This is a genomic window from Bryocella sp., assembly GCF_058498515.1.
This window is the reverse complement of record NZ_JBMHYI010000064.1, coordinates 64,636-89,301: the sequence shown is the minus strand read 5'-3', so window position 1 is coordinate 89,301 and position 24,666 is coordinate 64,636. Positions and strand designations below refer to the sequence as shown.

The 24,666-nt window shown below is 58.0% G+C and carries 13 protein-coding genes and 1 pseudogene; 12 read left to right on the top strand and 2 right to left on the bottom strand.

Features of this window, described 5'->3' with window-relative positions:
• Positions 1-15 precede the first annotated feature (15 nt).
• From AC5E6W_RS19005 to AC5E6W_RS18955, 11 genes and pseudogenes are all read left to right on the top strand, one after another.
• Positions 16-192, top strand: coding sequence for a transposase (locus AC5E6W_RS19005; RefSeq protein ID WP_491753916.1), 177 nt, complete (start codon positions 16-18; stop codon positions 190-192).
• Complete coding sequence (locus AC5E6W_RS19000; protein WP_491753915.1) at positions 110-3,283, top strand: TonB-dependent receptor; 3,174 nt, start codon at positions 110-112, stop codon at positions 3,281-3,283. The genes AC5E6W_RS19005 and AC5E6W_RS19000 overlap by 83 nt, the downstream gene beginning before the upstream one ends.
• Positions 3,284-3,451: 168 nt before the next feature.
• Positions 3,452-5,491 carry a protease pro-enzyme activation domain-containing protein gene (locus AC5E6W_RS18995; protein WP_491753906.1) on the top strand — a complete coding sequence of 680 codons (2,040 nt, stop codon included), beginning with the start codon at positions 3,452-3,454 and terminating at the stop codon, positions 5,489-5,491.
• A gap of 332 nt (positions 5,492-5,823) precedes the next feature.
• On the top strand, positions 5,824-9,198 hold the full coding sequence (locus tag AC5E6W_RS18990) for a TonB-dependent receptor (protein WP_491753905.1): 3,375 nt from the start codon (positions 5,824-5,826) through the stop codon (positions 9,196-9,198).
• A 96-nt stretch (positions 9,199-9,294) separates the two neighbouring features.
• Positions 9,295-9,792 carry a protein-disulfide reductase DsbD N-terminal domain-containing protein gene (locus AC5E6W_RS18985; RefSeq protein ID WP_491753904.1) on the top strand — a complete coding sequence of 166 codons (498 nt, stop codon included), beginning with the start codon at positions 9,295-9,297 and terminating at the stop codon, positions 9,790-9,792.
• 148 nt (positions 9,793-9,940) lie between these two features.
• A complete protein-coding gene (locus tag AC5E6W_RS18980) occupies positions 9,941-11,536 on the top strand; it encodes a redoxin family protein (protein WP_491753903.1) in 1,596 nt (531 codons plus the stop codon).
• Between the two features lie 150 nt (positions 11,537-11,686).
• A complete protein-coding gene (locus AC5E6W_RS18975; RefSeq protein ID WP_491753914.1) occupies positions 11,687-12,904 on the top strand; it encodes a DUF4942 domain-containing protein in 1,218 nt (405 codons plus the stop codon).
• 158 nt (positions 12,905-13,062) lie between these two features.
• Positions 13,063-13,806 (top strand): annotated as a pseudogene (locus AC5E6W_RS18970) (outer membrane beta-barrel protein); the annotation flags it as partial.
• 68 nt (positions 13,807-13,874) lie between these two features.
• A complete protein-coding gene (locus AC5E6W_RS18965; protein ID WP_491753913.1) occupies positions 13,875-14,540 on the top strand; it encodes an outer membrane beta-barrel protein in 666 nt (221 codons plus the stop codon).
• A 254-nt stretch (positions 14,541-14,794) separates the two neighbouring features.
• A complete protein-coding gene (locus AC5E6W_RS18960) occupies positions 14,795-16,057 on the top strand; it encodes a hypothetical protein (RefSeq protein ID WP_491753902.1) in 1,263 nt (420 codons plus the stop codon).
• Positions 16,058-16,170: 113 nt separating this feature from the next.
• Positions 16,171-16,671, top strand: a complete 501-nt coding sequence (locus AC5E6W_RS18955; protein WP_491753901.1) for a hypothetical protein — start codon at positions 16,171-16,173, stop codon at positions 16,669-16,671.
• Positions 16,672-16,926: 255 nt separating this feature from the next.
• On the opposite strand, the gene AC5E6W_RS18950 is transcribed toward AC5E6W_RS18955, so the two are convergent.
• Together AC5E6W_RS18950 and AC5E6W_RS18945 are read right to left on the bottom strand one after the other, a co-directional pair.
• Positions 16,927-20,121, bottom strand: a complete 3,195-nt coding sequence (locus AC5E6W_RS18950) for a TonB-dependent receptor (protein WP_491753900.1) — start codon at positions 20,119-20,121, stop codon at positions 16,927-16,929.
• Entirely contained in the window at positions 20,118-21,203 is a 1,086-nt protein-coding gene (locus tag AC5E6W_RS18945) for a hypothetical protein (protein WP_491753899.1), read from the bottom strand. Before AC5E6W_RS18945 ends, AC5E6W_RS18950 begins: the two co-directional genes overlap by 4 nt.
• A gap of 379 nt (positions 21,204-21,582) precedes the next feature.
• Between AC5E6W_RS18945 and AC5E6W_RS18940 the strand changes: the two genes are divergently transcribed.
• The gene (locus tag AC5E6W_RS18940) at positions 21,583-24,591 is read left to right on the top strand and encodes a TonB-dependent receptor (protein ID WP_491753898.1); all 3,009 of its coding nucleotides are present in this window, start codon (positions 21,583-21,585) and stop codon (positions 24,589-24,591) included.
• Positions 24,592-24,666 lie beyond the last annotated feature (75 nt).

Sequence of the window (24,666 nt, the reverse complement as noted above, 5' to 3'; positions counted from 1 at the left end):
AAGGGCTTCTCCGTCATCCTAGAGAAACCAGAAGCCGATCACGACAACAGAGGAAAGGAGCACTCGAGTGGAGATAGGCATTCGTGTAAGCACCGTCATCATCCTTCTGGTGATCCCCGCGTTCGTCGTGTGCTCTATTTCATTCGCAGTCGCTCAATCGAATGCGGCCACGCTCAACGGCACGGTTACTGACGCGAGTGGGGCCGCCATCCCGAAGGCAGTTGTCGCTCTCGAGAATACAGCGACCGGTACGGTGCGAACAGGCCTAACCAATCATTCGGGCCAATTTGTGATGCCCTCTCTCGATCCGGGCACGTATGCGTTGAGGGTCCAGAGAGACGGCTTTGCGATATCCGAAGTGAAAGACATCATCTTGCATACGTCCGACAATGTCGCGATTATCGTCAGGCTCAAGATAGGCTCTCTGCGGGAGTCGATCACCACCAGTGTTAACTCGCTCACAAAGGATACCTCCGCAGTCAGCATGACGGTATCGCAGGAGTTTGTCGAAAACATGCCACTGAATGGCAGGAGCTTTCAGGACCTGATCCAACTGGCGCCGGGCGTGGTGAGCGATAGACAGGGGAACTATAGTGTTGACGGCCAGAGGACAGACACAAACATCTACACGGTGGACGGGGTCTCCGCGAACGTAGGCGGCTTCCGAAACGCCAGCACTGCCGGGGGCGCCGGCATGAGCGGGGACACGCCATCGGAGACGACGCTTGGAACAACGCAGAGCATGGCGTCCGTCGAGTCTCTCCAGGAATTCACCATTCAGACGTCCGGATATCTCGCCGACTATGGCCGCACACCGGGCGCACAGATTCAATTCACCACGCGGTCGGGCACTAACAGCACTCACGGGGCGCTCTTTGAGTACCTCCGGAACACGGTTCTCGACGCCAATACCGTTCAGAATGACTACTATGGGTACCCCAAGACAGGCGAACATCAGAACGACTTTGGAGGAACCATAAGCGGCTCCCTGATCATACCCAAACTATACGATGGCAAGGATAAGACCTTCTACTTCTTTTCTTATGAAGGACTCCGCCTGTTGCTGCCGGCATTTGAGAGCGAATATGTTCCCAGTCTGGCCTTTCGTGCATGGGCAGCGCCCGGCATCCGGCCATTCTTGAATGCCGTTCCGCTTCCCAATCAGAAGACCACAGCAGGGGCTGGAGGCTGCTCGGTTCCTGACGTTGCAACCGGGCAACTGACCGTGTGCGCAGGCATGTTTACCCACGGGTACTCCTTCCCGAACTCGGTGGACAACGATAGTATTCGGATCGACCACAGCTTTACATCCCAGCTACATGCTTTTGCCCGATATTCAGACACGCCGAGCACTCAAGTTACAGGTGCGGAGACGACTGAAAGCATCGGCATAAATACACACACTTGGACAGCTGGGCTAACGGCGACCCTTACGCCCTCGGTGGTCGACGATTTCCGATTCAATTTCAGCCGCGACGGGCAGGAGCAGATCGAGAACCTGAGATCGATCGGCGGGTCGGTTCCATTTGAGCGGGGCCTACTTATCCCGACGCAGTACGAAAGTTATTACGCCTCCGCAATCGCGTTGCTCATCATTCCAGGCACTTCCGTGGCAAGCCTTTCCGAATACGGCGGAGAGAATACCGCGCAGCGGCAATACCAACTCGTCGATAGCCTGATCTGGACGCGGGGGAAGCACAGCGTGAAAGTAGGCGCCGACTGGCGCCGGCTAGCACCCACCTATCAGCAGATGCCCTATACCGATATGATCCAGGCGACCAGCTCATCCTCCTTTCAGTATGGATGCGCGGATCTCAATCAAGTCAGCACGAATTCAGCTACGGCGGCGGTGTTCGATCAACTATCGATCTACGCTCAAGACCATTGGAGCATCAATCCGCGGCTTGGTATCGACTATGGCCTGCGCTGGGAATTCAACCCGGCACCGGGAGCAGAGAATGGAATTTACCCAGCTGTCCTTACATCAGGCGAGCTTGCCACGGCAACGCTAGCTCCGATAGGAACTCCGCCCTACAAGAATCAATATGACAAGTTTGCTCCTCGCATTGGCTTCGTCTGGAATGCGGTCTCGTCTTCAGACCACCCCATCACATTACGCGGTGGCTTCGGTATCTTCTACGATACCAACTCCACGATTGCAGGAAATGCGTTCATGGGAGGATTCCCGCTCGAGTTGACTAAGGAACAATCCAATGTCCCCCTGCCGATGACACAGGCGTCCATGGCGCTACCAGATCCTAGCGCCGCGATGAAGCCGCCCTTTCCGATGCTGTCGAATATCTCAACCCAGAATCTGACGTTGCCCTATACGGAGCAATGGAACCTCGCACTTGATGCATCGCCTAACTCACGGAACAAACTCACGCTATCGTATGTGGGAAACAACGGCAGGAAGCTGATTTTCACCCAGGAGTATGGCAGCGCTCCCTTCGGTAATCAGAACTTCCCCCATGGCCTCTATTACACAAACAACGGCTCCCAATCCAACTACAACGCGCTGCAGATCCAGGATGTAGGTCGGATCATGTGGGGGCTGGATTTAGTAGGTTCGTTCACATGGGCCCATGCGCTCGATAATGCTTCTAACGACAGCTCCGCCGACTTTCCCGAACGGGGAAATTCCGATAACGATCTGCGCCGCGTCCTTAACCTTGCATTGAATTACCAGTCACCCACGGATGAGGGTAGAGGTTTCCTGCGCGCGCTGATGGGGCGATGGCTGTTCGCCAACCGTTTCTCCGCACAGAGCGGATATCCGATAGATATTGTTCAGACTCAGGTCGCGTTACCTGGAGGAGAGACTAGTGAGTATCATCCTGACCTGGTGCGGGGCGTACCGATCTATCTCCACGGAAGAGCAGCCTATATAGAAGGTCAGCCAGCCCCGGGAGGTTGGCGTCTCAATCCAAGCGCCTTTGCCTGCGTGCCTACTTTGGGCAGCATAGTGCCCTGTGAGGGTAACATTCCGGTTCGCCAGGGGATACTCGGAAGGAATTTCGTTCGCACCAACGATTTCTGGACGCTTAACACTGCCTTGCAACGCAGCTTCCCTATTCATGATCAGCTCCGTGTTAACTTGCGCGCGGAAGCGTTCAACATCCTGAACCATCCCAACCTGGGCTCTCCCGACGCAACGTTGCCAAGTCCGACGTTTGGCGAAGTAGTGGCCGGTGGAACAACTACGATTGGATCCAGTAATTCGGAGTTTTACGCAATGGGGGCATCGCGCTCGCTGCAACTAAGCCTACGCCTTCAATTCTGATAAGGGCCGCTCGAGAGGGTTGCTCTGTAAGTCGGATATACCAGATTGGCAACAGAAGAACCGTCGCCTAGCGCACTTGCGATAGGTCTAATAACCTTTCATGCTTCAAAATGCATCGCTTCAAGAGTTTGGAACTAACTTCACGGACCTCTAGATAGGAGACTTGTCATGAATTCATGGAGAAACTCGTCGATCATTAAATGCTTCTCGATCTCCCGGAGAGCGACCGCCGCATTATGTGCGGCCGCGTTTCTGGCCGCCGGTGTTCTAGTGCAGGCCCAGCACCCACTTCTAGGACTGCATCATCATGTTCGTCCAGTGGTGGCAAACGGGGAGGCAAGACTGGTGGGGCGACTGCCATCTGGCCAACGCCTCAATCTCTCACTTACGCTGCCTCTGCGCAACGAGGCTGAATTGCGAAGCCTGCTGAGCCGACTTTACGACCCGTCGAGCCCGGATTATCGGAAATTCCTAAGCGTCGCCGAGTTCACCGAAAAGTTCGGCCCCACGGCCGAGGACTTCAAGGCCGTGGTTGATTTCGCGAAGGCAAGTGGCTTCAGCGTTACTGATGAGCCTGCGAATCGCATGACTGTGCCCGTGAGCGCTACCGCGGAACAAATCGAAAGGGCATTCAACGTCAAAATGAACGTTTATCAGCATCCGACGGAGGACCGCGTCTTTTATTCGCCGGATGCTGAGCCGTCACCCGCGCTGGGTGTGCCGTTGACCCATATCGCCGGGCTGAACAGCTTCTCGAAACCGCACCGTGCTGCATCCGCGCTACAAGCGGAACCTGCAGGTGTGTACCAGGCTTCGGGACCGAATGGTATCTACCTCGGAAGTGATATGCAGGCTGCGTACTATGGCGGCACCGTTCTCACCGGAGTAGGGCAGGTGGTCGGCCTGTTTGAGTTTGGCGGTTACAACATGAGCGATGTTACAAAGAGTTTTACTAGCGCTGGACAGACCGAGAAGGTTCCGGTCAACAATGTTGTGCTCGATGGCGCCGATCCTGGCGCGGGTGGTGGTGACGGCGAGACCGTGTTGGACATCGTTGGAGCGATCGGCATGGCCCCGGGGCTTAGCCAGGTCCGTGTCTACATCGGAAGCAACGATGCTGACATCTTCAACAAGATGGCTGAAGAGAATATCGCCAAGCAAATCAGCGTTTCCTGGCTTTGGTCGCCGGATGATCCGGACACCGATGAACCTATCTTCGCCGAGATGGCATCACAGGGGCAGACCATTTTTGCTGCGTCAGGGGACGGCGGCTCGTACGCGGAGAGTGGCGGGTCCATTGCCTACCCAGCCGAAGATCCCTGGGTCACGGCTGTCGGCGGTACGCTATTGCCGGCCTACACCCTCCCGTGGCCGGAAGTGGCATGGGGCACCGGCTATTGCACCGGGGTATGTGCGAGCACCGGCGGCGTCAGCCCTGACGGGATCAGTATGGCCGACTGGTCAGCCAAGTACAACTTGCCGAATTACCAGGCGGGTGTGGCCAATTCATTGAATGGGGGCTCCGCATTTCTCCGCAACATACCAGACGTTGCCGCGAATGGTGGGAGCGGCATTTATAGTTGCCCGCTGGGACAATGCAGTTCATGGGTTGGGACCAGTCTTGCTAGTCCACTTTGGGCCGCCTTTACAGCGCTTGTGAATCAGCAGGCGACGGCTGCAGGAAGACCTACCGTCGGATTTATCAACCCTGCTATTTATGCGATCGGTAAGAGCGCCAGCTATACAAGCGATTTCCATGACATCACCAGCGGCAGTAATGGAGCGTTCGGCGCAGTCACTGGCTACGATCTGGTTACAGGCTGGGGAAGTCCGAACGGGCAGAACTTTATCAACGCTCTGGCTGGAGCGCCCCTTGGTCCATCCAGCTCCTGTCACGTGACCTATACCATCGAGAGCCAATGGTCGGGTGCCTTCAACACGTCCATCACCATTCATAACGACAGTGCAATCAATCTCGAAGGCTGGACACTTACCTGGTCTTTCGCGGACGGACAAACGGTCGCGCAGTCCTGGGGCGGCAATGTGACGCAAAGCGGGTCGACCGTTACGGCATACAACCCCGGGACGGAATATGGCCCCCTGCCAGCTGGCGCCAGCTATTCCGGTCTGGGATTCAACGGGACCTGGAATAACAGCGTCAATGCCGTACCTGCAATGTTCACGTTGAACGGAACCGTCTGCAAGTAAGGCGCATCGCTCATGGCAGCTACTCACCGGTTGGCCGTGAGGCTGAGGAAGAAGGGCTATGTATCAACCCCGTCGCAGGCTTAGTCGCGCAGTGCAAGAGCGACCGCGACACTCCTCAGCCTCAGACCGCAGGGTTCCTATCCCCGGTTATTGACCTCAACTCAAGACGGCGAGCACTATCTGCAATTCAATGGAGGATCGACGTGCATAACTCTCTCACAGGAACAGCATCGCAACCGCCTCGAGGCTTAATGCCGGCAGACGACCGAACCTATCTGGACGGCTTGTGGGCCGCCTTCTATCGGGCGGCGGGAGCTCTGGTAGCGGCGCTATTGGTCGTCACATCCGCGTATGGGCAGGCGGGCATTTCCGCAAACCTTAGCGGCACCGTTACCGATTCCACGGGTGCCCTGATCGTCGGCGCGGTCGTTGCACTCACAAATGCAGCCGAAGGCGCAAACCGTGTCGTGAAAACAAATGGGAGCGGGAGTTTCAGCATTGTCGCCCTTAAACCTGGTAAGTACTTCCTTTCAGCAAGCCAGCCAGGTTTCAACTCCACTGTTGTCTCGAACATTTACCTGAGTGCCAACGATTCATTGTTTCTAAAGGTCGTTCTTAGCCCTGCGGGCGGGGCGGACACCGTCACCGTGAATGATCGCCCAGACCTAATCAATCTCTCCCCCGCGGTGACGAGCACCATTGACCACCAACTCGTCTCCGCTCTGCCATTGGACGGCAGAAGCATCCAGTCTTTGATTACGCTGAGTCCGGGAGTCCAAATCGCTCCCCAGGCAGGAGGAGGATCGAACCCCGGGCAGTTCAGCGTGAACGGCATGCGCTCCGACTCGAATTACTTTACTGTCGACGGTGTAAGCGCAAATTTTGGAGCTTCCGGCGTACCCGTTCCAGGTAGCGCGGGCGCGGGCGCCACACCCGCCACAAACTCGATCGGATCCTTCGCAAACCTGGTCTCAATCGACGATCTGCAGGAAATTCAGATTCAGACGTCGACGTTCGCGCCGGAATTCGGCCGAAGCCCAGGTGCGCAGATTTCCATGGTCACCCGCGCCGGTGAAGAAAAGTTTCACGGCGCTTTGTACGATTACTTCCGGAACGATGCACTGGACGCATCGGACTGGTTCTCAAATTACCTCAAGACCGGGAAGACGCCCCTTCGGTACAACGACTTTGGGGGCGTGGTTGGTGGCCCGATCCTGCTACCGAAGTATGACGGGCGCAAACATCAGACTTTCTTCTTCTTCTCCTATGAGGGGCACCGCTTTGTTCAGCCCCAACCTGCGATCGTGTCGGTCGTCCCCGACCTCGCCGCAAGGGAGAACGCGCCGACGGCAGTGGCGAAGCAGATACTGAGTGCTTTTCCGCTACCCAACGGCGCGGAGATTTATGCCCAGCCGTTTTCCATCGGCCTGGATCAATTCAATATCTTCGGGCACACAATTTGCACACCGGGTACTCCCAATTGCCAGCCCTTCAACGAAGCGTATGACAGCACTGGCTTTTCGAATCCATCGAGAGAGAACGTCTGGAGTTTGCGCCTCGACCAGCAAGTTCACGAGAAATACACGTTCTTCGTCCGCTATAACCGCGCCAGAGACGCCCAGTCGAGCAGGAATGGTAGCGGGGAAGGCGATACGGCTAACGTAAGTAATAGCGACATGAAGACCGACACGCTCACGATAGGAGCCACCCAAGCGATTACTTCGCGTCTCGTCAATCAATTTACGATCAATGGGAGCTCTCAGACGGCCCTATCGAGCCAAACTACGGATAACTTCAAGGGAGCTATTCCTCTTCCCAGTTCCGTCCTGATTCCCGCCGGCAACTGCAATGGATGCTCTGGAAGCATTACGATTGGAGCCATAGGCTCTATTCCCGAGGCATCTCTTAGTCTCGCCAATCCCTCGACCTCGAAGACCCGCCAGATCAATGGGGTGGATCACCTTAGCTATAAACTTGGCAACCATCAACTAAAGTTCGGTGCAGACTATCGGTATGTTTCCCCGATCGTCCCGACCAGCCAGTTGTCCACTGCCCAGGTCTTTACCTCAATCTCAGAACTTGAAACGGGCGGCTTCTTTGTAGGCGATGTTGGTTACTCCCAGGGATATGCGCTTGCTTATAAAACACTGTCAACTTACGCGCAGGATACCTGGAGGGCTCTTCCCAGGCTAACGCTGGTCTACGGCGTGCGGTGGGAGATCAATCCGGCGCCGAACGGTAAGAACGGAAAAGATCCGCTCACTGTCACAAGCCTCAATCAAAACACGCTTGACTTCAGCTATCTTCAGTTCGCGCCTGCCGGCACGCCACTCTATAAGACAAGCTATACAGACTTTGCGCCACGATTTGGTTTCGCCTACATCGTGCATCCTGATAGAGGCCATGAGCTTGTAGTGCGCGGCGGCGCCGGTATGTTTTATGATCTTGGGCAGACCGGTTTTGGCGCTATTTCCTTCCCCAACTCGCAGCAATATTCCGTAGCCCCTTATGAGCCTACTCCGGCCAACCTTGCTTCGTACCCGACCCTCACTCTGCCCGTTCCAGTCGCTTACCTTCATGGACCGGCACCGGACCTGACGCCTAGCCCTGCAAATCCGGCGCAGGTTACGGTGGCGGCACCTAACTACAAATTGCCGCGGTCGTACGAGGGAAACCTGACTGTCGAGCAATCCTTCGGACCCAATACCGTCTTCTCGATTGCGTATGTAGGATCGGTAAGCCGCGACTTGCAGTCTCTGGAGCAATACCAATTTGCGCCCCCCGGCACTCCGGGGGTGCCGACCAGCACAAATTTCCTGGGCCTTTCCATTATCGGCAATCAAGGCTTCGGAAGTTACAACAGTTTGCAGGCGAAGTTCCACAGTCGCTTCAGCAAGCAATTTGAATCCCTGGCTTCGTTTACCTGGTCGCACGCGGTTGACAATGGATCGAACGACGCGGTTCAGGTGATTCCGAGCGGAATCGCAAATCCTAATATCAATCGCGGCGACTCCGATTATGACGTCCGCAGCAGCTTTAGCGAGGCGCTGACGTATAAGATTCCTTCCGTGCGATGGCATAACCCGCTCCGCTACATCGTTCAGGACTGGTCTCTGAACGATCTGCTGTCGCTGCATACCCCGCTGCCATTCGATGTGAACGGCGACAATAGCATCGTGAATTACACGGTCACAGGCGGTTCTTATCTGGTTCGCGCCGACGTTGTGCCTGGCCAGCCACAGTGGATCTATGCCAAGCATTTGCCGGGAGGGCTTCTTACTCCGGGGGGTAAGTACCTTAACTATCTGGCCTTCGCAAATGCCGCTTGCCCGCCTGTTGGGACCGCGATCTGCAACGGCGCCAACATATTGGAGGGAAATCTACGCCGCAATTCCCTGCGGGGTTTCAATTTGGCGCAGCTTGACCTTGGAGTGCAGCGACGGTTCCCAGTCACGGAATCGGCAGGGTTTCAGTTCCGCGCCGAGCTGTTCAACATTACCAATCATCCAAACTTCTCCAACCCTGGTTTAGGAAACACGAACATGGTGGATTATCCAGATGTTTCACAGGTCGGAACTCCTGGGGGTCCTCCCTTCGGATTCGGCGAATCCAGCTCGTCGATTTCAAGTGGTGCGGGCGGATTGGGTTCGCTCTTTCAGCAGGGCGGCCCCCGTGCCGTGCAGTTGGCACTAAGGTTTGAATTCTAACGAAGTCGTAAGGTTCATCGGATTTGGAGGGAGCGCCACTCTTGGCGATCGCCGCTATTGGCAGGCGCTCCCCCTGATTCGAGAATGTTGGAGACCATGAAGAAATCAAGCACGGCCACCGCATTTCCTGCTGTCGCCTTCGCCGCGTTGTCTATCGCGGGGACAGCCCAGGTATTCTCCGCCGCTCCAGAGCCTATCCAGTGGACGCTTGCTGCATCGGTGCGAAGCCATCTTCCTCTTCGAAAAGGTTCGGAGGTTACGGCGCATGTCCATGCCGCTATTCAGCCAGGCTGGCACGTGTATGCGATGGACCAGAGGCCCGGCGGCCCTATAGCCGCGAGAGTCATCGTGCCGCTCGACCAAGCATTCGTACTAGAGGGGGACATTGACCAAACGCAGCCAACAAGTGTGCACGATCCGACCTTCAACATGGAGGCCCGCCTTTATCGCGGCGAGGCTACGTTCATTGTTCCACTCAAAGCCACAAAGGCCGGACCTCCCAAGTTATCGATAGATGTCCGCTACCAGGCGTGCGATGACCATATTTGCCTGCCGCCGACGACCACTCACCTGGCGACGACTATCAGCCGCTGACTGTGGCGAGCATCGACGCACTTTCTCGTTTTGTTCCGGCACGCTCGCGGTCGGACTCTCACGCTCGACACAATAGTTCTGGTGAAACTCCATGCGCAATCTTAGAAGACATTTCGCTATCGCACTCTTGCTGGTATGCGGGTCGACCATGCAGGCACAATACGACGGAAGCGCCGCCGCGAAACAGGAATTTCAGAGTGGCGAGAAGGCCTTTGACAGCGGCAGATACAACGTCGCCATTGAGGGCTATAAGAGGGCTATCGCGCTCGATCCGAACTTTCTGGAGGCCCACCAGAGGTATCTTCAGGCTCGGATCATGGCGCCGGCGGGGCCGGAACTGGATCTGATTGCGAGCGGTAAGAAGCTCAGTGCAAAGCAGCAAGAGGACCTGACTGCCGCTCAAAACAAAGCCGCTAGTGATGTGATCCTCGAATACCAGGCACTCATACGAGAGCATCCGGATAAGGCTGTCTATTCCTGGGCACTCGCGCAGGTCTATAACGAGATTAATCCGCTCACCGAGGAACAACACTGCCGGGAAGCGATTCAGATCGACCCGCATTTCTCTCCTGGGTACCAGTGTCTTGCGTCAATTGCAAGTCTTCGCGGAGACGATGCGAGCGCAATCGACTATCAGCGCAAGGTGATGGAGCTCGATCCCAACAACCCGGACGTGATAGCTAACTATGTATATTTTCTGCGGAATGATTCGGCAGCATTTCGACCCGCAGTAATGGCTTATGTTAAGCGGTTTCCCGATTCATCAGACGCAGCCCAGATGCTCTATTCCTATGGCGCGAAACAGAAGGACGATGCGGCAAAAATCGAGATCTTCGAACAGCTGCGCAAGCAATTCCCGCCGGACAAGTTCTCCGGTTCTCAGCAGGGTGTCACCGATCTCTTCGGCATCTATGATCGTTCCGATCCAAAGAAGGCGCAGGCCCTTGCCCACGAGTTGCTAAGTGCTGATCCTAAGGACGACGCCTTGATTGCGGAGGCGGCCTACGCCGATGCGATGGCGAGAGCAGAGCAGAAAGTGTCAGATCATCAGCCGTCCGACGCACTGGCGATTCTACAAACCGTAAAGTCGCCTTCCTCGCGGCAGTTCAATATGGACCGCAAAAATCTGCTTGAGGCGCAAGCTCTCGATCTGCTAGGCAAGACGCCCGAAGCTTATTCGAGCCTGCTGGGGATCTATGTCAAACATCCGACGGATGAAATTCGGACTGGCGTTGATGAGTACGGCGCTAAATTGGGGAAAGGGAAGCAGGAGATTGAAGCGGCTGTCTGGTCGGCGGTTCAGGCGGAGTCTACTCCCGAGATCCCGTTCACGCTGAAGAAATTCACCGACTCTAGCCAGGTTACCTTGGCCGATTACAAAGGCCGAGTCGTGATCGTGGATTTCTGGTTTCCAAATTGCGGGCCGTGTAGGGAGTCTTTCCCGTTCCTTCAACAGCTTGCCAGTAGATATCGCGACAAGGGCGTTGACGTACTCGCTATCAATGCAACCGAGGGGCAGGAAGCCTTTGTGCTGCCGTTTCTTAAGAGTGCAGGCTATAGCTTTGTTCCCTTGAGGAGCAACTTTGAATGGGCAAGGTCTGTTTACTCCGTGAGTCATTTTCCTACGACCTTCTTCATCGGAGGAGACAAACGTATTTACTTCGAAACGTATGTATCCGACCAGGCTCAGGAGCGCACGGCTGAATTGGAACTGGACATGCTGCTCTCTCACAGATCCCAGTGACTTGTTCGCCGAAATTGGAGTGCTGAAGATTGTGGCCGCCCTCTTAGAGGGCGGTCCGTGCACGAGCGCCGATTCGCATCTTCGTTGGGTCCAAGTACGGCTTCAAGATGAAGGATCAGTGCCGAGCGCAAGACCTCAGTCAACGTGGCGATGGTCTACCTGAAGAAGGAGGCTGCGGACGATCTTCAGGATCTCTGGGCAAAGCATACGACCACCGAGAAGGAGTACGGGGCAGGCTTCGACGGCGATGTGAAGATGTTGGCTATCAAGGACAATTTGGGCAACATGGAACATTGGTACAACATGGCCAACCAGCACTGGATGGAAGCCATCACCCACATCCGGAAGGCGAAGTTCTTCATGGATCAAAACAAAATCGGGGTGACGCGAAGCGACGATTTCGGAAAGATCCTTGTGTTAGCCCTCGAGAACGTCCAGACCTGCCGGGCGGAGTTTCTTCGGAGTCACCGCCGGCGTGCGTGGACATCTGTGTTCCAGCAAATGGAGTTCGAGCGCTGGCTCGACAGCAAGCAGCAAGACGCGTTCATGCGCGACGTATCACGCGACAGCATAATCCCATTTACCGCGGAGAACATTCGCGGCACGTTGGAGAATGTCTTTCGTTCGCGCACGAAGCTGTTCGATGAAAGCGTTGCCCGCGTGTTCGATGACCTGTGCAGCCATGCGGTCGAGAACGGATCAGGACCTGTGATGCCAGAGCAGCTCAAGCGGGGCTGGAACCGAAGCGCAGGATGGAAGACGAATGACAGCTTCAAGGTCAACAAGAAGCTGATCTTCCTGCGAGGAGTGGATTACGAGAGCTTCAGCGGTTTCCATCTTTCATACGGTGAGGGCCGCACAATCTACTCAGACGTCGATCGCATTCTGTGTGTCCTGGACGGCAAGACGCTGGCTGACTGCTACACCATTGGGGAAGCGATTGAAGCGAAATGCCGCTCCCTTGGCAGGGGTGTAGTCCAGGGAGGCGCCGTATTCGAGTCCGAGTACTTCGATGGTCGTTTCTTCAAGAAGGGTACGGTTCACCTCACCTGGAAGCGCCTGGACCTGTGGGAGCGGTTCAACATCACTGCTGCCGCCGGTAAACGGTGGCTAGGAGAAGACACCCAACAGTACCGGCCCAAGAAGAGGCGCGAAGAGACCAACCGTGAGTGCTCGGAGAATGGTCACCTCTTCGTCGACGGCGTCTGCCAGCGTTGCAACGACCCAGAGATTGACGAGGTTGCGGCGGTGGAGTGCGAGTACTGCCGCGCGATCTTCGAGGTCACTGGGCAGAAGCATTGCCCGATGCACAGGGAGGTGGTGGCGCTGCCGCCCTCCCCCGCATGCAAGCTTGCGCTCTCTTCCTAGTGGGTACTACGAAACCGCCCGGTTGATGCGCTTTGCAGACGCCGGGCAGTAGGAAGTTTCATTGGTGCTCTGAGAGGGTCGTTACTCGGCCTCGCCGAGGAGGTTATGACGGAACACTGCCTCCATTTGTTCGGGCGCCATCGTAGGCGGAACCGGCGTTGGTTCGAAAGGAGCCGGCGCCGCTGCGCGCGGAACAAAGACCGGTCGCCCATCTGCTCCCACCCAATAACTCAACGAACAATAGCTTTTGCAACAGTACCAGCCTCTGTAACACCAGCACCTATCCTCTCAACGTCACCTCGATCCCGAACAAGGCAATCTACTCATACGTCCAGCAATGGAGTCTTAGCCTGGAACACCAGGTGGGCAGAAACCTCGTAGGACAGCTTGCCTATGTCGGATCGAAGGGGACCCATCTGACGGCTGTGCGCGACCTCAATCAGCTTTCCCCACTCGGCGACGGGTTGAACCCCTTCGGTCCCGGCCAGCCCATTACTTCCGGGATCTGCTCCAGCGGCGCAAACCTTGGCTTCTTCCCGGTCACAGTGAACCAGCCGGGTAGCAATCTCATCCCCTCCGCGCCCGCCGTCGGCCCGAAGAGCCCCGGTTATCGCAATATAGTGGTCGCCTGCAGCGGCAATCCCGGCTTTGCTAATAACAGCAACGGTCAACCCCTGGGGTTCAGCCCGGATTCCGACCGTCCCTATCCAGGCTTCAGCAACATTATCTCGGTCGATAACATCGCGGGCTCAAAATATAACGCGCTCCAAGCGACGCTGCGCCAGACCGTGGGGGCTTTCACGGTTGGCCTCGCCTACACCTACAGCCACTCGATGGACGACTCCTCCGACCGGAGTTCGGCCAACTTCGCCAACTCGCTCGATCTCCGCTCCAACCGGGCCAGTTCCGACTTCGATCAGCGCCACATCCTCAACGTCAACTACATCTACGACCTTCCCTTGTCAAGCTTCTGCAGGGCTTTACCCACCTCCTTGGAAACGGCGGCGATTCGCCGGATGACTCCCAGTGGATTGCCGGTCCTCAGGTCAGAACGTGGCTCGGCGGCTGGCAGATCAGCGGCATCACCACCTTTCAGACGGGAACTCCCTTCAGCGTCATCAATGGCGGCAGCGACGATGGCACCGGCGCTGCCGACAACGCCGGGGTGGGCGACGGTCTCGGAATCGGCTCCTATGCCGACGTGATCGGCGATGCCAAGACTGGCAAGCCGTTCGTCGCGCCGAATAGCAATAACGTTGGGCCGCTTCTGCTCAATCCTGGCGCCTTCGCCGCTCCTCGTGGCCTCACCTTCGGCACCTCGGGCCGCAACTATCTGCGCAACCCCTCCCGCACCAACTTCAACATGTCCCTCTTCAAGCACTTCAAACCATTCAAAGAGCGTCTCGACATTGAATTTCGCGCCGAGGCCTACAACGTCTTCAACCACACTCAGTTCCGCATCACCGATCCTGCCAATCCAGGAAACACCGGCAACAACGTGATCAACTGCTACGGCAGCCAGACCGAACTCTACTCCGCGGGCGCCACCGGCTGCCTTGCCGGTAACTCCTTTCTTCATCCCGTCGACGGGCACGATCCGCGCATTCTGCAGTTTGGGTTGAAGGGCCAGTTTTGAGCCTGCCGTCTTCATGTCGAACAGCCACTAGACCCAAGGAGTCGAGAGACGTTTTTGAGTCGTTCAGGAGAGAGACCTCTATGCCGTACGTGAACAAGAGACAACATGGATCCCGTTCAGGATGGGATAAGGCGTCTTCGCTTGGAGTTCTGCTTCTGCTCGTTCTGGCCGGCGGATGCGGTGGAGGCACCACCACGGCAGCACCTCCACAGACGGCTACACCAGCTGCGCCTCAATCCTATTTCGCACCCGTAATGGCGGGCACTACCAACCTCAGCACCCCCCTATTCGCGCCGCTGAACTATACTTTCGACGATGCCGGAGGAGCCTTCACCCAGAGCCTCTTCCAAGTCACCGACCAGCAGATGGGCAATCAGCTGCTCACCGCCGGCACGATCGGCCCTTCGTCGCGCGGGCTGCTCGACCTGGGAATCTCTGTTATCTACAACAGTCAATCCAGCTTTGCGGTTACTACGCCTCCGTTCAGCATGCCCCCGAGCTTCGCTCTGGAACTTGCCGGTCAGGCTGGAGCTCTGGTGCAGCTTGGGGGACAGCCGGTAGCGCCTCTGGTTCCCAGCACGCAATGTCCTAACATTGGGGCGACGAAGACCTTTCAGTTCCTTACCATTCCGGGCTCGCTCATCCAGACCAGCGCCGCTCCACAGGCCTACACCTGGAACCCCTTAACCGATACCGCCTATGGAAGCGTTGACGTGAGCACCACGGGCAGCACGGTGAACTTCGCCAACATCAAGCAGTTCACGCTCGGCGGAGGCAGCCCCTCTATCGCAAGCCCCATGGGCTCCGTTCCCGGAGCCTGCGGCTTGAGTTCTTATGGCAACACCATCTCCGTCCCCGGGCAGATCAGTGTTTCGGATCCGAACTCCGGCGGTCAGACAATTTCTGTCCCTGTCCAGGCTATTGCGAATATTGGGCCCTCTGGTCTCCTCGTCGAAGACAATGGAACCGGCGCTGGTGTTACCAAAAGCGCGTACGAGAACGTCCTTGGCGCAGGCACGGGAGCCGTCGGCCTGCCCAGGCCCACCTCTGCTGTTGCCTCGTCTGCACTCAGTGGCATGCAATACCTCGGCTTCATCTATGGAGCGGGAACATTCACCAGGGCTGGGATTGCCACAGGCTGGTCGTCCAATCTCGCTTCGTTTGGTTCCTCCGGTGTCTCGTCAAGTTGTTCCTCCTCCTTCTCTGCCAGCACAACGACGACGATCTATGGTGGGACCTTGACCAACAACGATCCATCCACCTCGCCGGATGGCTCCGGCTTGTGCAACTTCGCCATTGACCTCGGAGTCGAGAATCCGAAGAACGATGGCAGCTATGGCATCTTTCCCGCGGCTAAGGTCTATATCGGTGCGACCTACCCAGCCAATACCACCAAAATTGCCGAGTCCTTCTCCGCCGTGGCCATCGTGGGGCAGCTTCAGGGCCAGTTAGCGATCTTCGCTCTCGGGGTTGATTCCACCCAGCCCTGGTCGATCTACCTGTTGCGGTCGAATTGACGCAAGTCCCTCGAACTGAGGCCACCATGTTTTCGTCTGGGATCAAATTCGGTCTCGGGTCTTCTTTGGGGAAGCGTTTTCCAGAGCGCTTACCCGAGAGCACGGCGACCCCTTTGCAATTTGTGGTTGGAGCGGTAACAACCGGAATGGGCGATGATTTCCGCCGCGGGCTGACAAAGATCAGTCTCGGCGGACTGATCTTCGCCTGGATCTGGTTGGTGGGCGGGAGCTTTCAGGGCGCCAAGGACACACTTGATCGCCAGACGGCAAGCGGAATCGCCATCGAATATGTCGCGGAGCATGTGATGCTCATCGCTTCACATCCACCATGTGTTGAGGCCATTTATTGCTGCCGGGAAGGAATGTACGTTCGTACAAAAAACGTACAGCCGAGTCGGCAATGGTGGAAATTGTGGATATTCCGCAATTGCAAAATCAATAACTTACGTAGTCTGAATGTCCGGGATACTGCGATCCCGATCAGGCCTACCGACAAACTTTGCAATCAGATAGATGCAGGAAGCGTTCGGCTTGCTGCCGTTAATGTGTTGGCGTCGTTTTGTGTCGCGAGTGTGACCTTGCGTCTGGCTAATTTGAGCAGGTCCTCGACCTGAATGGGGAGAGGGCGACCGGGTTGACTTCCCTCTATCGTCCGAATCGCGCAAGCTGCTTTGAACGAACGTAGCGGCAGAAGGACGCACGGGCGGTCATCCGGTAGGTTGAAGTTCAGGATTTGCTCCATTCCCAGCGAAACGGACTCCTGCAAGCTCCGCTGTTGGGGCCCGGTTCTCTCGTGAGTGCCTGAGAGTTGCGAAGCGGTGACGGAGAGCTATGCCGTGGGCAGGGCTCGACAGAGTCTGCGGGGCATCTTAGAAGATCAGCCGCAAGACCAGCTGGATCGCTCTGGGGCCGCCGGTCTGGTAGATGGGATTGAAGCCGCCGTCTGCGCCGCCGGTGCCGAGGCTTTGCGCCAGACTCATGGATGACATCCCGAAGCCTGCGGCGTTCAGGACATTGGTGTTCGTTGAACCGGTGCCGGGATTGCCAAAGTTCGGATGATTGGTCAGGTTGAGAACCTCGGCACGGAACTGGGCCGCAAAGCCGTCCTTGAAGCGGATCTCGCGCTCCACGCTGATGTCCTGCTGGAACATGCCAAATCCGCGCAATGCATTCCTGCCGAGATTGCCCTGGAACGTATTCGTCACTGCGGAGAATGCGGAGGGATTCAGAGCCTTGCCGCCGGGGTATTGCTTTCCGAGAAGATAGAGCGGCACACCTGGATTGCGGTTGGGCCGCTGGTAGTAGGACTTCGTGTAGGTCAGGTCGATCAGGTCGGTGCCGGTGAGAACGTTCACGGGCATTGCGGAGGAGAGATACGTGAGCCCGGTGACGGACCAGGCTCCCAGTATGGCCTTCGCGAGCCGCTGTCGAGGCGTTGGCAGGGAAAACGTGACTGTCGTCGAGAAGTTATGCCGGACGTCAAATTCCGATGGTCCATAATCCTGGGCGGGGTCGTAGGTGAGGTAATAGGGCGCGGGGTGCGCCATGCTCGAGACTGTGTCCAGGGACTTGGAGAGAGTGTAGGTGGACCAGATGCCAGGCCCCCTGCCGAACTTTCGTTCGAATAGGACCTGCATCGATTGATAGGAGGAGCGAGCGTGGTTGTTGACCACTTCGACCATAGTGAAATCGGGGTTCAGGCCTTCGGCCGGCAGCAGCACCTCACGGTGCAGCAGGCGAGATCCGCTCGATCCCACGTAGTTGACGAGAAGCATCATCTGCCCATCGAGCCGCTGCTCGACTCCGGCGTTCCACTCGGCGACGCGGGGAGCATGCAGGTCCTGTGGGAACGCATAGAGTAGGCTGTAGGGCGTCGACAGGATAGCGGGCGAAGGGGCGGCCTGAGAGGTCGTGAGCGGAAATGAGGTGTTGGTGTAGGTGGTCGTCGTCAGGTAGGGCGCACCTTGCGCAACCCGCGAGGCGGCGCTGCTGGCCAGGCCATAGAAGATCCCGAAGCTGCCTCGGAGTTGCGTCTCCCAGCCTGGAGCACGGGAGAACTGGTATGCCACACCGAACCGCGGCGCAAGGTCGAGCTGATCCGCTTGCCACAGTCCGGCAGAGGCTGGGGCAAGGACGAGATCCGCTGGGTTGTCGAGATTGCGTACGGTACGCAGCGGCAGAGCTGCGCTGCTCCCAGGCGTGGCGTCGGACTCCCAGCGGAGGCCATACGTGAGGGTCAGGCTGGGCGCGACGCGCCATGTGTCCTGTGCGAACAGGGATGTATTGCGGAAGCGGAGATGGATGTCACCGCTCTCCGAGGTCTCCACCTTCGCTGTCGTGGTCATCGCGTTGAGAGCCCCGGCGATGCCATTGAACGCATACGCACCCGTGTACCGTCTGTAAGCATTGACGGGCAGCAGCCAGCGGGCATCCAGGCCCACCGAAAGCTCATGGCTGCCAAAGGTGCCGTGGAGACCATCGACGAGCGTCCACTGGGTCTGTCGATTATCGACATCGCGGCCTTCATACAAACCGTTGATGTCGGGCTGCAACGTGGCGACGAAGTTGCTGGCTGGGCTTGCCGCTGTGGGATAGGAGCTGAAGAGGTAGTTGAGCGGGGCCGGGGTGGCGCCACCGTAGCCATCCGCTGTGGCAAGCGTGCCCGACCTATAGGTGCTGAGTCCGAGGCGAAGGTCGTTGTAGCTTGAACCATTGAAGCGCGTGGTTGCACCCAAGGTGAGGGTAAGGACGTTGACGTCCGTCACGCTTGTGGTGCTGGTGGTGTAGAAGTTGAAGGCTCCCCGTTGCGATTGGTATGACGGCGAATAGCTGCCGCGCAGGAAGTACGACTGGTGTTCGGCGGGAGTCCAATCGAAGCGCGCGCTAGTGGTGGAGAGGTGGGCCAGGTTTTCAGGATTGGTCGCGAAGATGCCGAGCAGGGAGTTGGTTGCGGGACGATTCGGCTGCGGGAACGCATTCAGCAGCGGCTGGATGGAGGAAGGCGCATCCTCCCGGGCACTGAGGCTGGGAACATACTCCGCGCGTGTCTGCGGAACGATGAGCCGAAGCCACTCCTGGGAGTTGAAGAAGTAGGCTTTGCGCCGCCATAGGGGGCCGGAGGCAGTGAAACCGAAGTCGTCCTGGCTCTCTCGCGCGCGCCCAAGGCCGTTGTGTTTGCTGAACCAATCGGCGGCGTCCAGGGCGTCGTTGCGAAAGTACTCAAAGAGCTTGCCGTGAAACTCGTTTGTGCCGGAGCGCGTGATGATCGCGATCTGCGCGCCGGGCAACCGGCCATATTGCGGGGAGTAGGAAGAGCCTTGAATACGCAACTCCTCAATCTCATCCAGCGATACGACCGAGTTGGTGCCTCCCACCACTGAGACGGCCAGCAAAGATTCTCCGGCGCCTTCGCCCAGGGTCACATCCGCGCCCTGCGCCACGCCGAAGTTGACGCTCACGCCATCGACGGTCGTGTAGTTCTCCGTGGTTCTTCGTCCATCGATGCTGGATTGCCCGGGGCTGGTGAAATAGGTCGCTGCGGTCACGTGCCCGGGAGTCAGCTTCAGGAGTGGTTGAAAGCTCCGTCCGTTGAGGGGGATTTCACTGGGGAAGTTTCTGTCCAGCAGTGCGGAGGCGGTGGGAGCAGGGGCCCCGGACCAGTTGAGTGAACGCGAACTGACGGTCTCAGAGGAGTAGCCAAGCTCCATGACGAGATTCTCGGAGACCTGGCTCTGCATGTGGAGGTGGACGTCGGAATGTACGGTCACCTTGAAGCCGAACCGCTGTACGCTGACGCGATAGATACCCGACGTAAGGCCGGTGAGCAGGTACACGCCCTGGGCATTGGTGTGGGTCGAGGTCGATGTCGTCGAGATGATCTGTGTCGCGGTGACGAGCGCGTTGCGGATCGGCTCACCTGACTCCGTGGTGACGCGGCCGGAGAGCGTGGCTGACTCGATCTGCGCCCGGCACGGCAGGCTCAGCGTACAAAGCAGCAGAGTGAGATAGAACCAGGAATTCAGGAAAGGTGTGCGGCTGAAGCCAGAGCCGCGAGCCATCGTCATGGATGGTTCGGTACCTGGTGGAGATACGCATAGAGTAGCGGCGGTCCGCTTGGCGTGCGGACCTCCATTCCATGGTCCGCTGTGATGAACACAGCATCGACCTGCTTGAGCAGCTGCGCGTCGGTGACGCGCAGGACCCAACGCTGCAACGCGGCATCATCCTCGGTGAAGGTCCCCAGTTGGAGTGGGATCTTCGAAGAACCTTCCGTCTGTCCCCATGCGTGGTAGGTCGTCTTGCCGCTGCGCCCGGAGGTGGGCAGGTCAAAGGCGACGAACATCATGGGGCCACCCTCGCTGTAGAACACGCGGCCGAAGGAGGGTGAGCGCTGGCCCTTCGTATTGTTGTCGTAGACGTCGACGACATGCAGATTGCGCTGCTCCATCAGGTGGGAGGCCTCGTTGCGCCTGCGGACATCTGCGGCTTCGCTCACACTGGCGGCGACGTTCGTAGTCAGCTCGCGTACCTGGTCATCGCGCATGGCGATAAGCTTTACGTCCTGCGCGTGAGCGCTGCGGGCCTGATCGAGCTGCATCTGGATCTGCCGGATGAGCGCCTGCTGCGTATCGTTCTCCATGTGAAGCTTGGTCAGATTGGCCGTGAGGTCCTGATTGGTCTGCGTGTCATCCTGCTGCTGCCGGCGAAGCGTGTTCAGCTCGCTCTCGCTGGCTTCGAACTCGTGACGAAGCTGTAACAGCTCCGACTCAAGGCTTGCCTCGTGGTCGCGGCTTACGAATGCCTCTTGTGTCGCTGTCGGGGATTCGCTGCCTGGCTGCGGCGCGGCGTTTGTGGAGGCACTCTCGTGGGTGGAGGTGTTGTGTACGGACGCCACCGATGCGACGGGCTGTGGGTTCCATCGCGCTGCATAATGCGCGGTTGCGAGTCCACCGGCGAAGCACACGATGCCAGCTGCAGCGATGCCCCACCAGGCCGGGAGGCGGGAGCTTCCCGCAGCTGGGGCAGCATGCGCCGAAGTAGGAGGCGGCGGTGGTGTCGACGGGGCGATCGCTGAGCTTCCGTTGAAGCTCAGCGGCGTTGAGACTACCGCGTCAGAGGTTGCAAGAGCGCCTCCGAGCAGAGCCATATCCCGATAGAATTCGCTGCAAGCCTCGCACACAGAGAGATGATCATCCAGCCTGCGCCGGTCAAAGGGCGAAAGCTGTTGCGCTGCCGCCATCATGCAGAGCTCTTCAAAGATTGTGTGCGGATTATCCAAGGGCTGCTAAACCAAGTTCCACTATAACGCAAGCTTTCGCTCCTCTTTGCGCCCGTTATCGTCAAGGGGAGCCGTGACCTGCCCGTCGTCAAGGGGTGATGAAAAAGTTCGTTTTTCTTCACCAGCCCTGGTACAGATTGCCGCCACCTTCTGCATACCCCAGTACAGGAAAACTCAGCTCGTTGCGACGATGTCGCCGGCAATGCCGGCTTCACGCGGACGATCCCCCCTGTCCTTTGGAGGTCATTTGCAAAAGCTCAACCGCTTTCTTTCGGTCGCCGTTATCTGTGCGGCTGCCACGACCGCGATGCTCGGTCAGGCGCTCAGCGGCCTTTCCGGCACGGTTTCCGACCCGTCGAAGTCAGTTGTCACGGGAGCCAAGGTCACGGTCACCAATGCTGCAACCGGCATCAGCCGCACGACGGTTACGTCATCGAGCGGGTTTTACACCTTTCCCAGCCTTGAGCCTGGCAATTACAGCGTCAAGGTCGAAGCCAACGGCTTCAAGTCGGACCTCACGTCCGCGGTCGCTCTCAACGCCGCTGCCCCGGCCTCTGTGGATTTCAGCCTGCACGTTGGCGACGTCAGCGATGTGGTTACGGTGGATGCTGTAGCTCCGGAGCTGGATCGCAGTTCCGCCAGCCTCGGCGACACGATGAAGGAGCGGACGATTGAGCAGCTGCCGATGAACGGCCGCGACTACGCTCGTCTCAGCCTGCTCACTCCGGGCGCCGTCGCACGCAGCCGCTATATCGCCGACATCAGCTTCGACGGCCTGCACTCCGTGCATAACCAGTACTCGATTGACGGCGTGGATGCTTCGCGCGTCGACCAGCCTTACATGGCAAACGGCTTCGAGCGTGGTGCTCGACTGCTGACGGGAAGCCTGGAGACCATCGCCGAGTTCCGCGCACAGACCAGCGGCTACCAGGCTGAGTATGGCCGCTCCGCCGGTTCGGCCATCAACATCGTGACCAAGAGCGGAGCGAACAAGTTCCACGGCGAAGCTTACGACTTCTTCCGTAACGAGGCACTGGACGCGCGGAACTTCTTCGCACGAGCGTCCAAGCCGCGCTTCCGCTTCAACGACTTCGGCGGAAACGTCAGTGGGCCCATCTATAAGGACAAGACCTTCTTCTTCGCGAACTACGAGGGTTCGCGCCAGCAGATCGGCATCCTAGGCTCGGGCCAGGTGCTTAGCTCCACGGCCCGGGGGACTGCTCTGTCGCTGCACCCGGAGCTTGCGCCGATCCTCGCCGACGAACCGATTGGCGTCGATAACCCCGCGACCCCGAATTTCGCCACTTACTCGGTCGTGTCCGACACCAGCGTGACCGAGAACACGGGCAGCGCCCGTATCGACCACAACTTCAGCGCGAAGGACTCCATCTTCGGGCGTTTCAACGTGAACGAGACGTTCACGCATGGGCCGCTCTTCGGCGTCACCACCTCGGCACTCGGTGTCAACGATCACCAGACGGTGCCGCTGACGACCACGAACATCGCCATCCATGAGCAGCACATCTTCAGCCCGACGTTCATGAACGATGCGCTGGCCGGCTTCCAGCGCTGGGCCAGCACACTGGACTCCTCCGAAGCGATCCCGCAGATCTCCATCACGGGGATCGATGCCGTTGTCGGTTCGCGCGGGAACTCGCTGGGCAATAACAACAGCTACCAGTATGGCGACTCCCTGACGCTGGTGCGCCACAACCACACGCTCAAGGTCGGTGGCACGTTCTACCGGATCCAGCTAAATGCCAAGAGCATCACGAACGCCACGGTGACGTACACCTCGGTGGCGAACTTTGAAAACAACGTCGTGACGCAGGTGACGCAGACCGCCGGTAACCCAGGCCACGGTACAAGGGCATCGCAGCTTGGCGTGTACGCCCAGGACAACTGGCAGCTGCGTCCGAACCTGGTCATCAACTATGGCGTGCGCTGGGACTTTGAGACCACACCGCACGACAAGTTCTACTCCACCCAGACCTATCTGCCTTCCACAGGGGCGTTGGCTGCTCCGGGCACGGAGTACTTCAAGAAGAACTACCGGGACTTCGGCCCGCGTCTCGGAGTAGCGTATTCGCCCACGCAGCGTACTGTGGTGCGCGCCGGCGCCGGAATCTTCTACCAGGCGTATCCGGTCGGCTTCGGTTCGTACTATGTACCGACCAATACCATCCAGGGCAACCTGACGCTGACCCAGTCGGCCATCCCCGGATTGAGCTATCCGTACACCAGCTATCTCGCCAGCGGCGTTGCTCCCACCCCGAACGTCTACGGCTTCCCGTCATCCAAGCCCGACATCTACGCGACGCAGTACAACCTGAGCGTTGCGCAGGAGCTCTCCCAGGGAACCTCCGTCCAGGTCTCGTATGTGGGCAACCACGGAGTCAATATTTGGCGTGAGACGGATATCAACCTCTACAACAAGGGGACAACGGTACGCCCCAACTCCAAGTATGGCGACATCTACCTGGAAGGAAACAACGGTCTCAGCAACTATAACGGCTTCCAGTTTTCACTCAAGGAGCGCTTGAGCAAGTCGCTCAACCTCGCGGCCAACTACAGCTACGGTCACGCGATCGACAACGTGCAGGACCAGGGCATTTATTCCAGCGAGGCCCAGGACAACAACAATATCGCTGCAGAGCGCGGCAATGGCTCCGGCGATGTGCGTCACAACTTCACCTACAACGTGCTCTACGAGCTTCCGATGGGCAAGGGACATTCATTCCTTGGCTCCGCACCTGCTCCCGTGTTGCTGATGGCGTCGGGCTGGAGCGTCAACTCTCTGGGCATCTTCCGTTCGGGCGTTGCTGAGAACGTGCAGCAGAGCATCAACACGTACGGCAATGGAGACTTCATCAACCAGCGGCCAGACCGCGTGGCTGGAGCCGCCATGTACGTCACGACGCAGATAAACCCGACGACTGGCTATGTGGGCTATCTCAATCCTTCTGGTTGGGCTACGCCTGCCACAGGCACCTTCGGCAACTCTGCCCGCAACGGGACTTACGGACCTCACTTTACGCAGTCCGACATCTCGCTTCTTAAGGACACCGAGATTCGCGAGGGCCAAACGCTGGAGTTCCGTGCGGAGTTCTTCGACTTCCTCAACCACCCCAACTTCGGCTTTCCCACCACAACGTACGGTTCTGCCAGCTTTGGCAGCATCACTAGCACCTTCGGCAACACGATCGGCTTCGGAACGTCGCGGCAGATTGAGTTCGCTGTGAAGTACAAGTTCTAAATCAACACGGACCGCCGTGCTTGTCTTCAGAGAGCGCGGCGGTCCTTTCCCTTTAACTACCAAGAGGAATTCTGC

What these genes read in the sequence shown, in the direction of transcription:
- AC5E6W_RS18995 (WP_491753906.1), top strand. Translation starts at nt 3,452, where the DNA reads ATGAATTCATGGAGAAACTCGTCGATCATTAAATGCTTCTCGATCTCC.
- AC5E6W_RS18985 (WP_491753904.1), top strand. Translation starts at nt 9,295, where the DNA reads ATGAAGAAATCAAGCACGGCCACCGCATTTCCTGCTGTCGCCTTCGCC.
- AC5E6W_RS18980 (WP_491753903.1), top strand. Translation starts at nt 9,941, where the DNA reads ATGCAGGCACAATACGACGGAAGCGCCGCCGCGAAACAGGAATTTCAG.
- AC5E6W_RS18975 (WP_491753914.1), top strand. Translation starts at nt 11,687, where the DNA reads ATGGTCTACCTGAAGAAGGAGGCTGCGGACGATCTTCAGGATCTCTGG.
- AC5E6W_RS18960 (WP_491753902.1), top strand. Translation starts at nt 14,795, where the DNA reads ATGGCGGGCACTACCAACCTCAGCACCCCCCTATTCGCGCCGCTGAAC.
- AC5E6W_RS18950 (WP_491753900.1), bottom strand. Translation starts at nt 20,121, where the DNA reads ATGACGATGGCTCGCGGCTCTGGCTTCAGCCGCACACCTTTCCTGAAT.
- AC5E6W_RS18945 (WP_491753899.1), bottom strand. Translation starts at nt 21,203, where the DNA reads ATGGCTCTGCTCGGAGGCGCTCTTGCAACCTCTGACGCGGTAGTCTCA.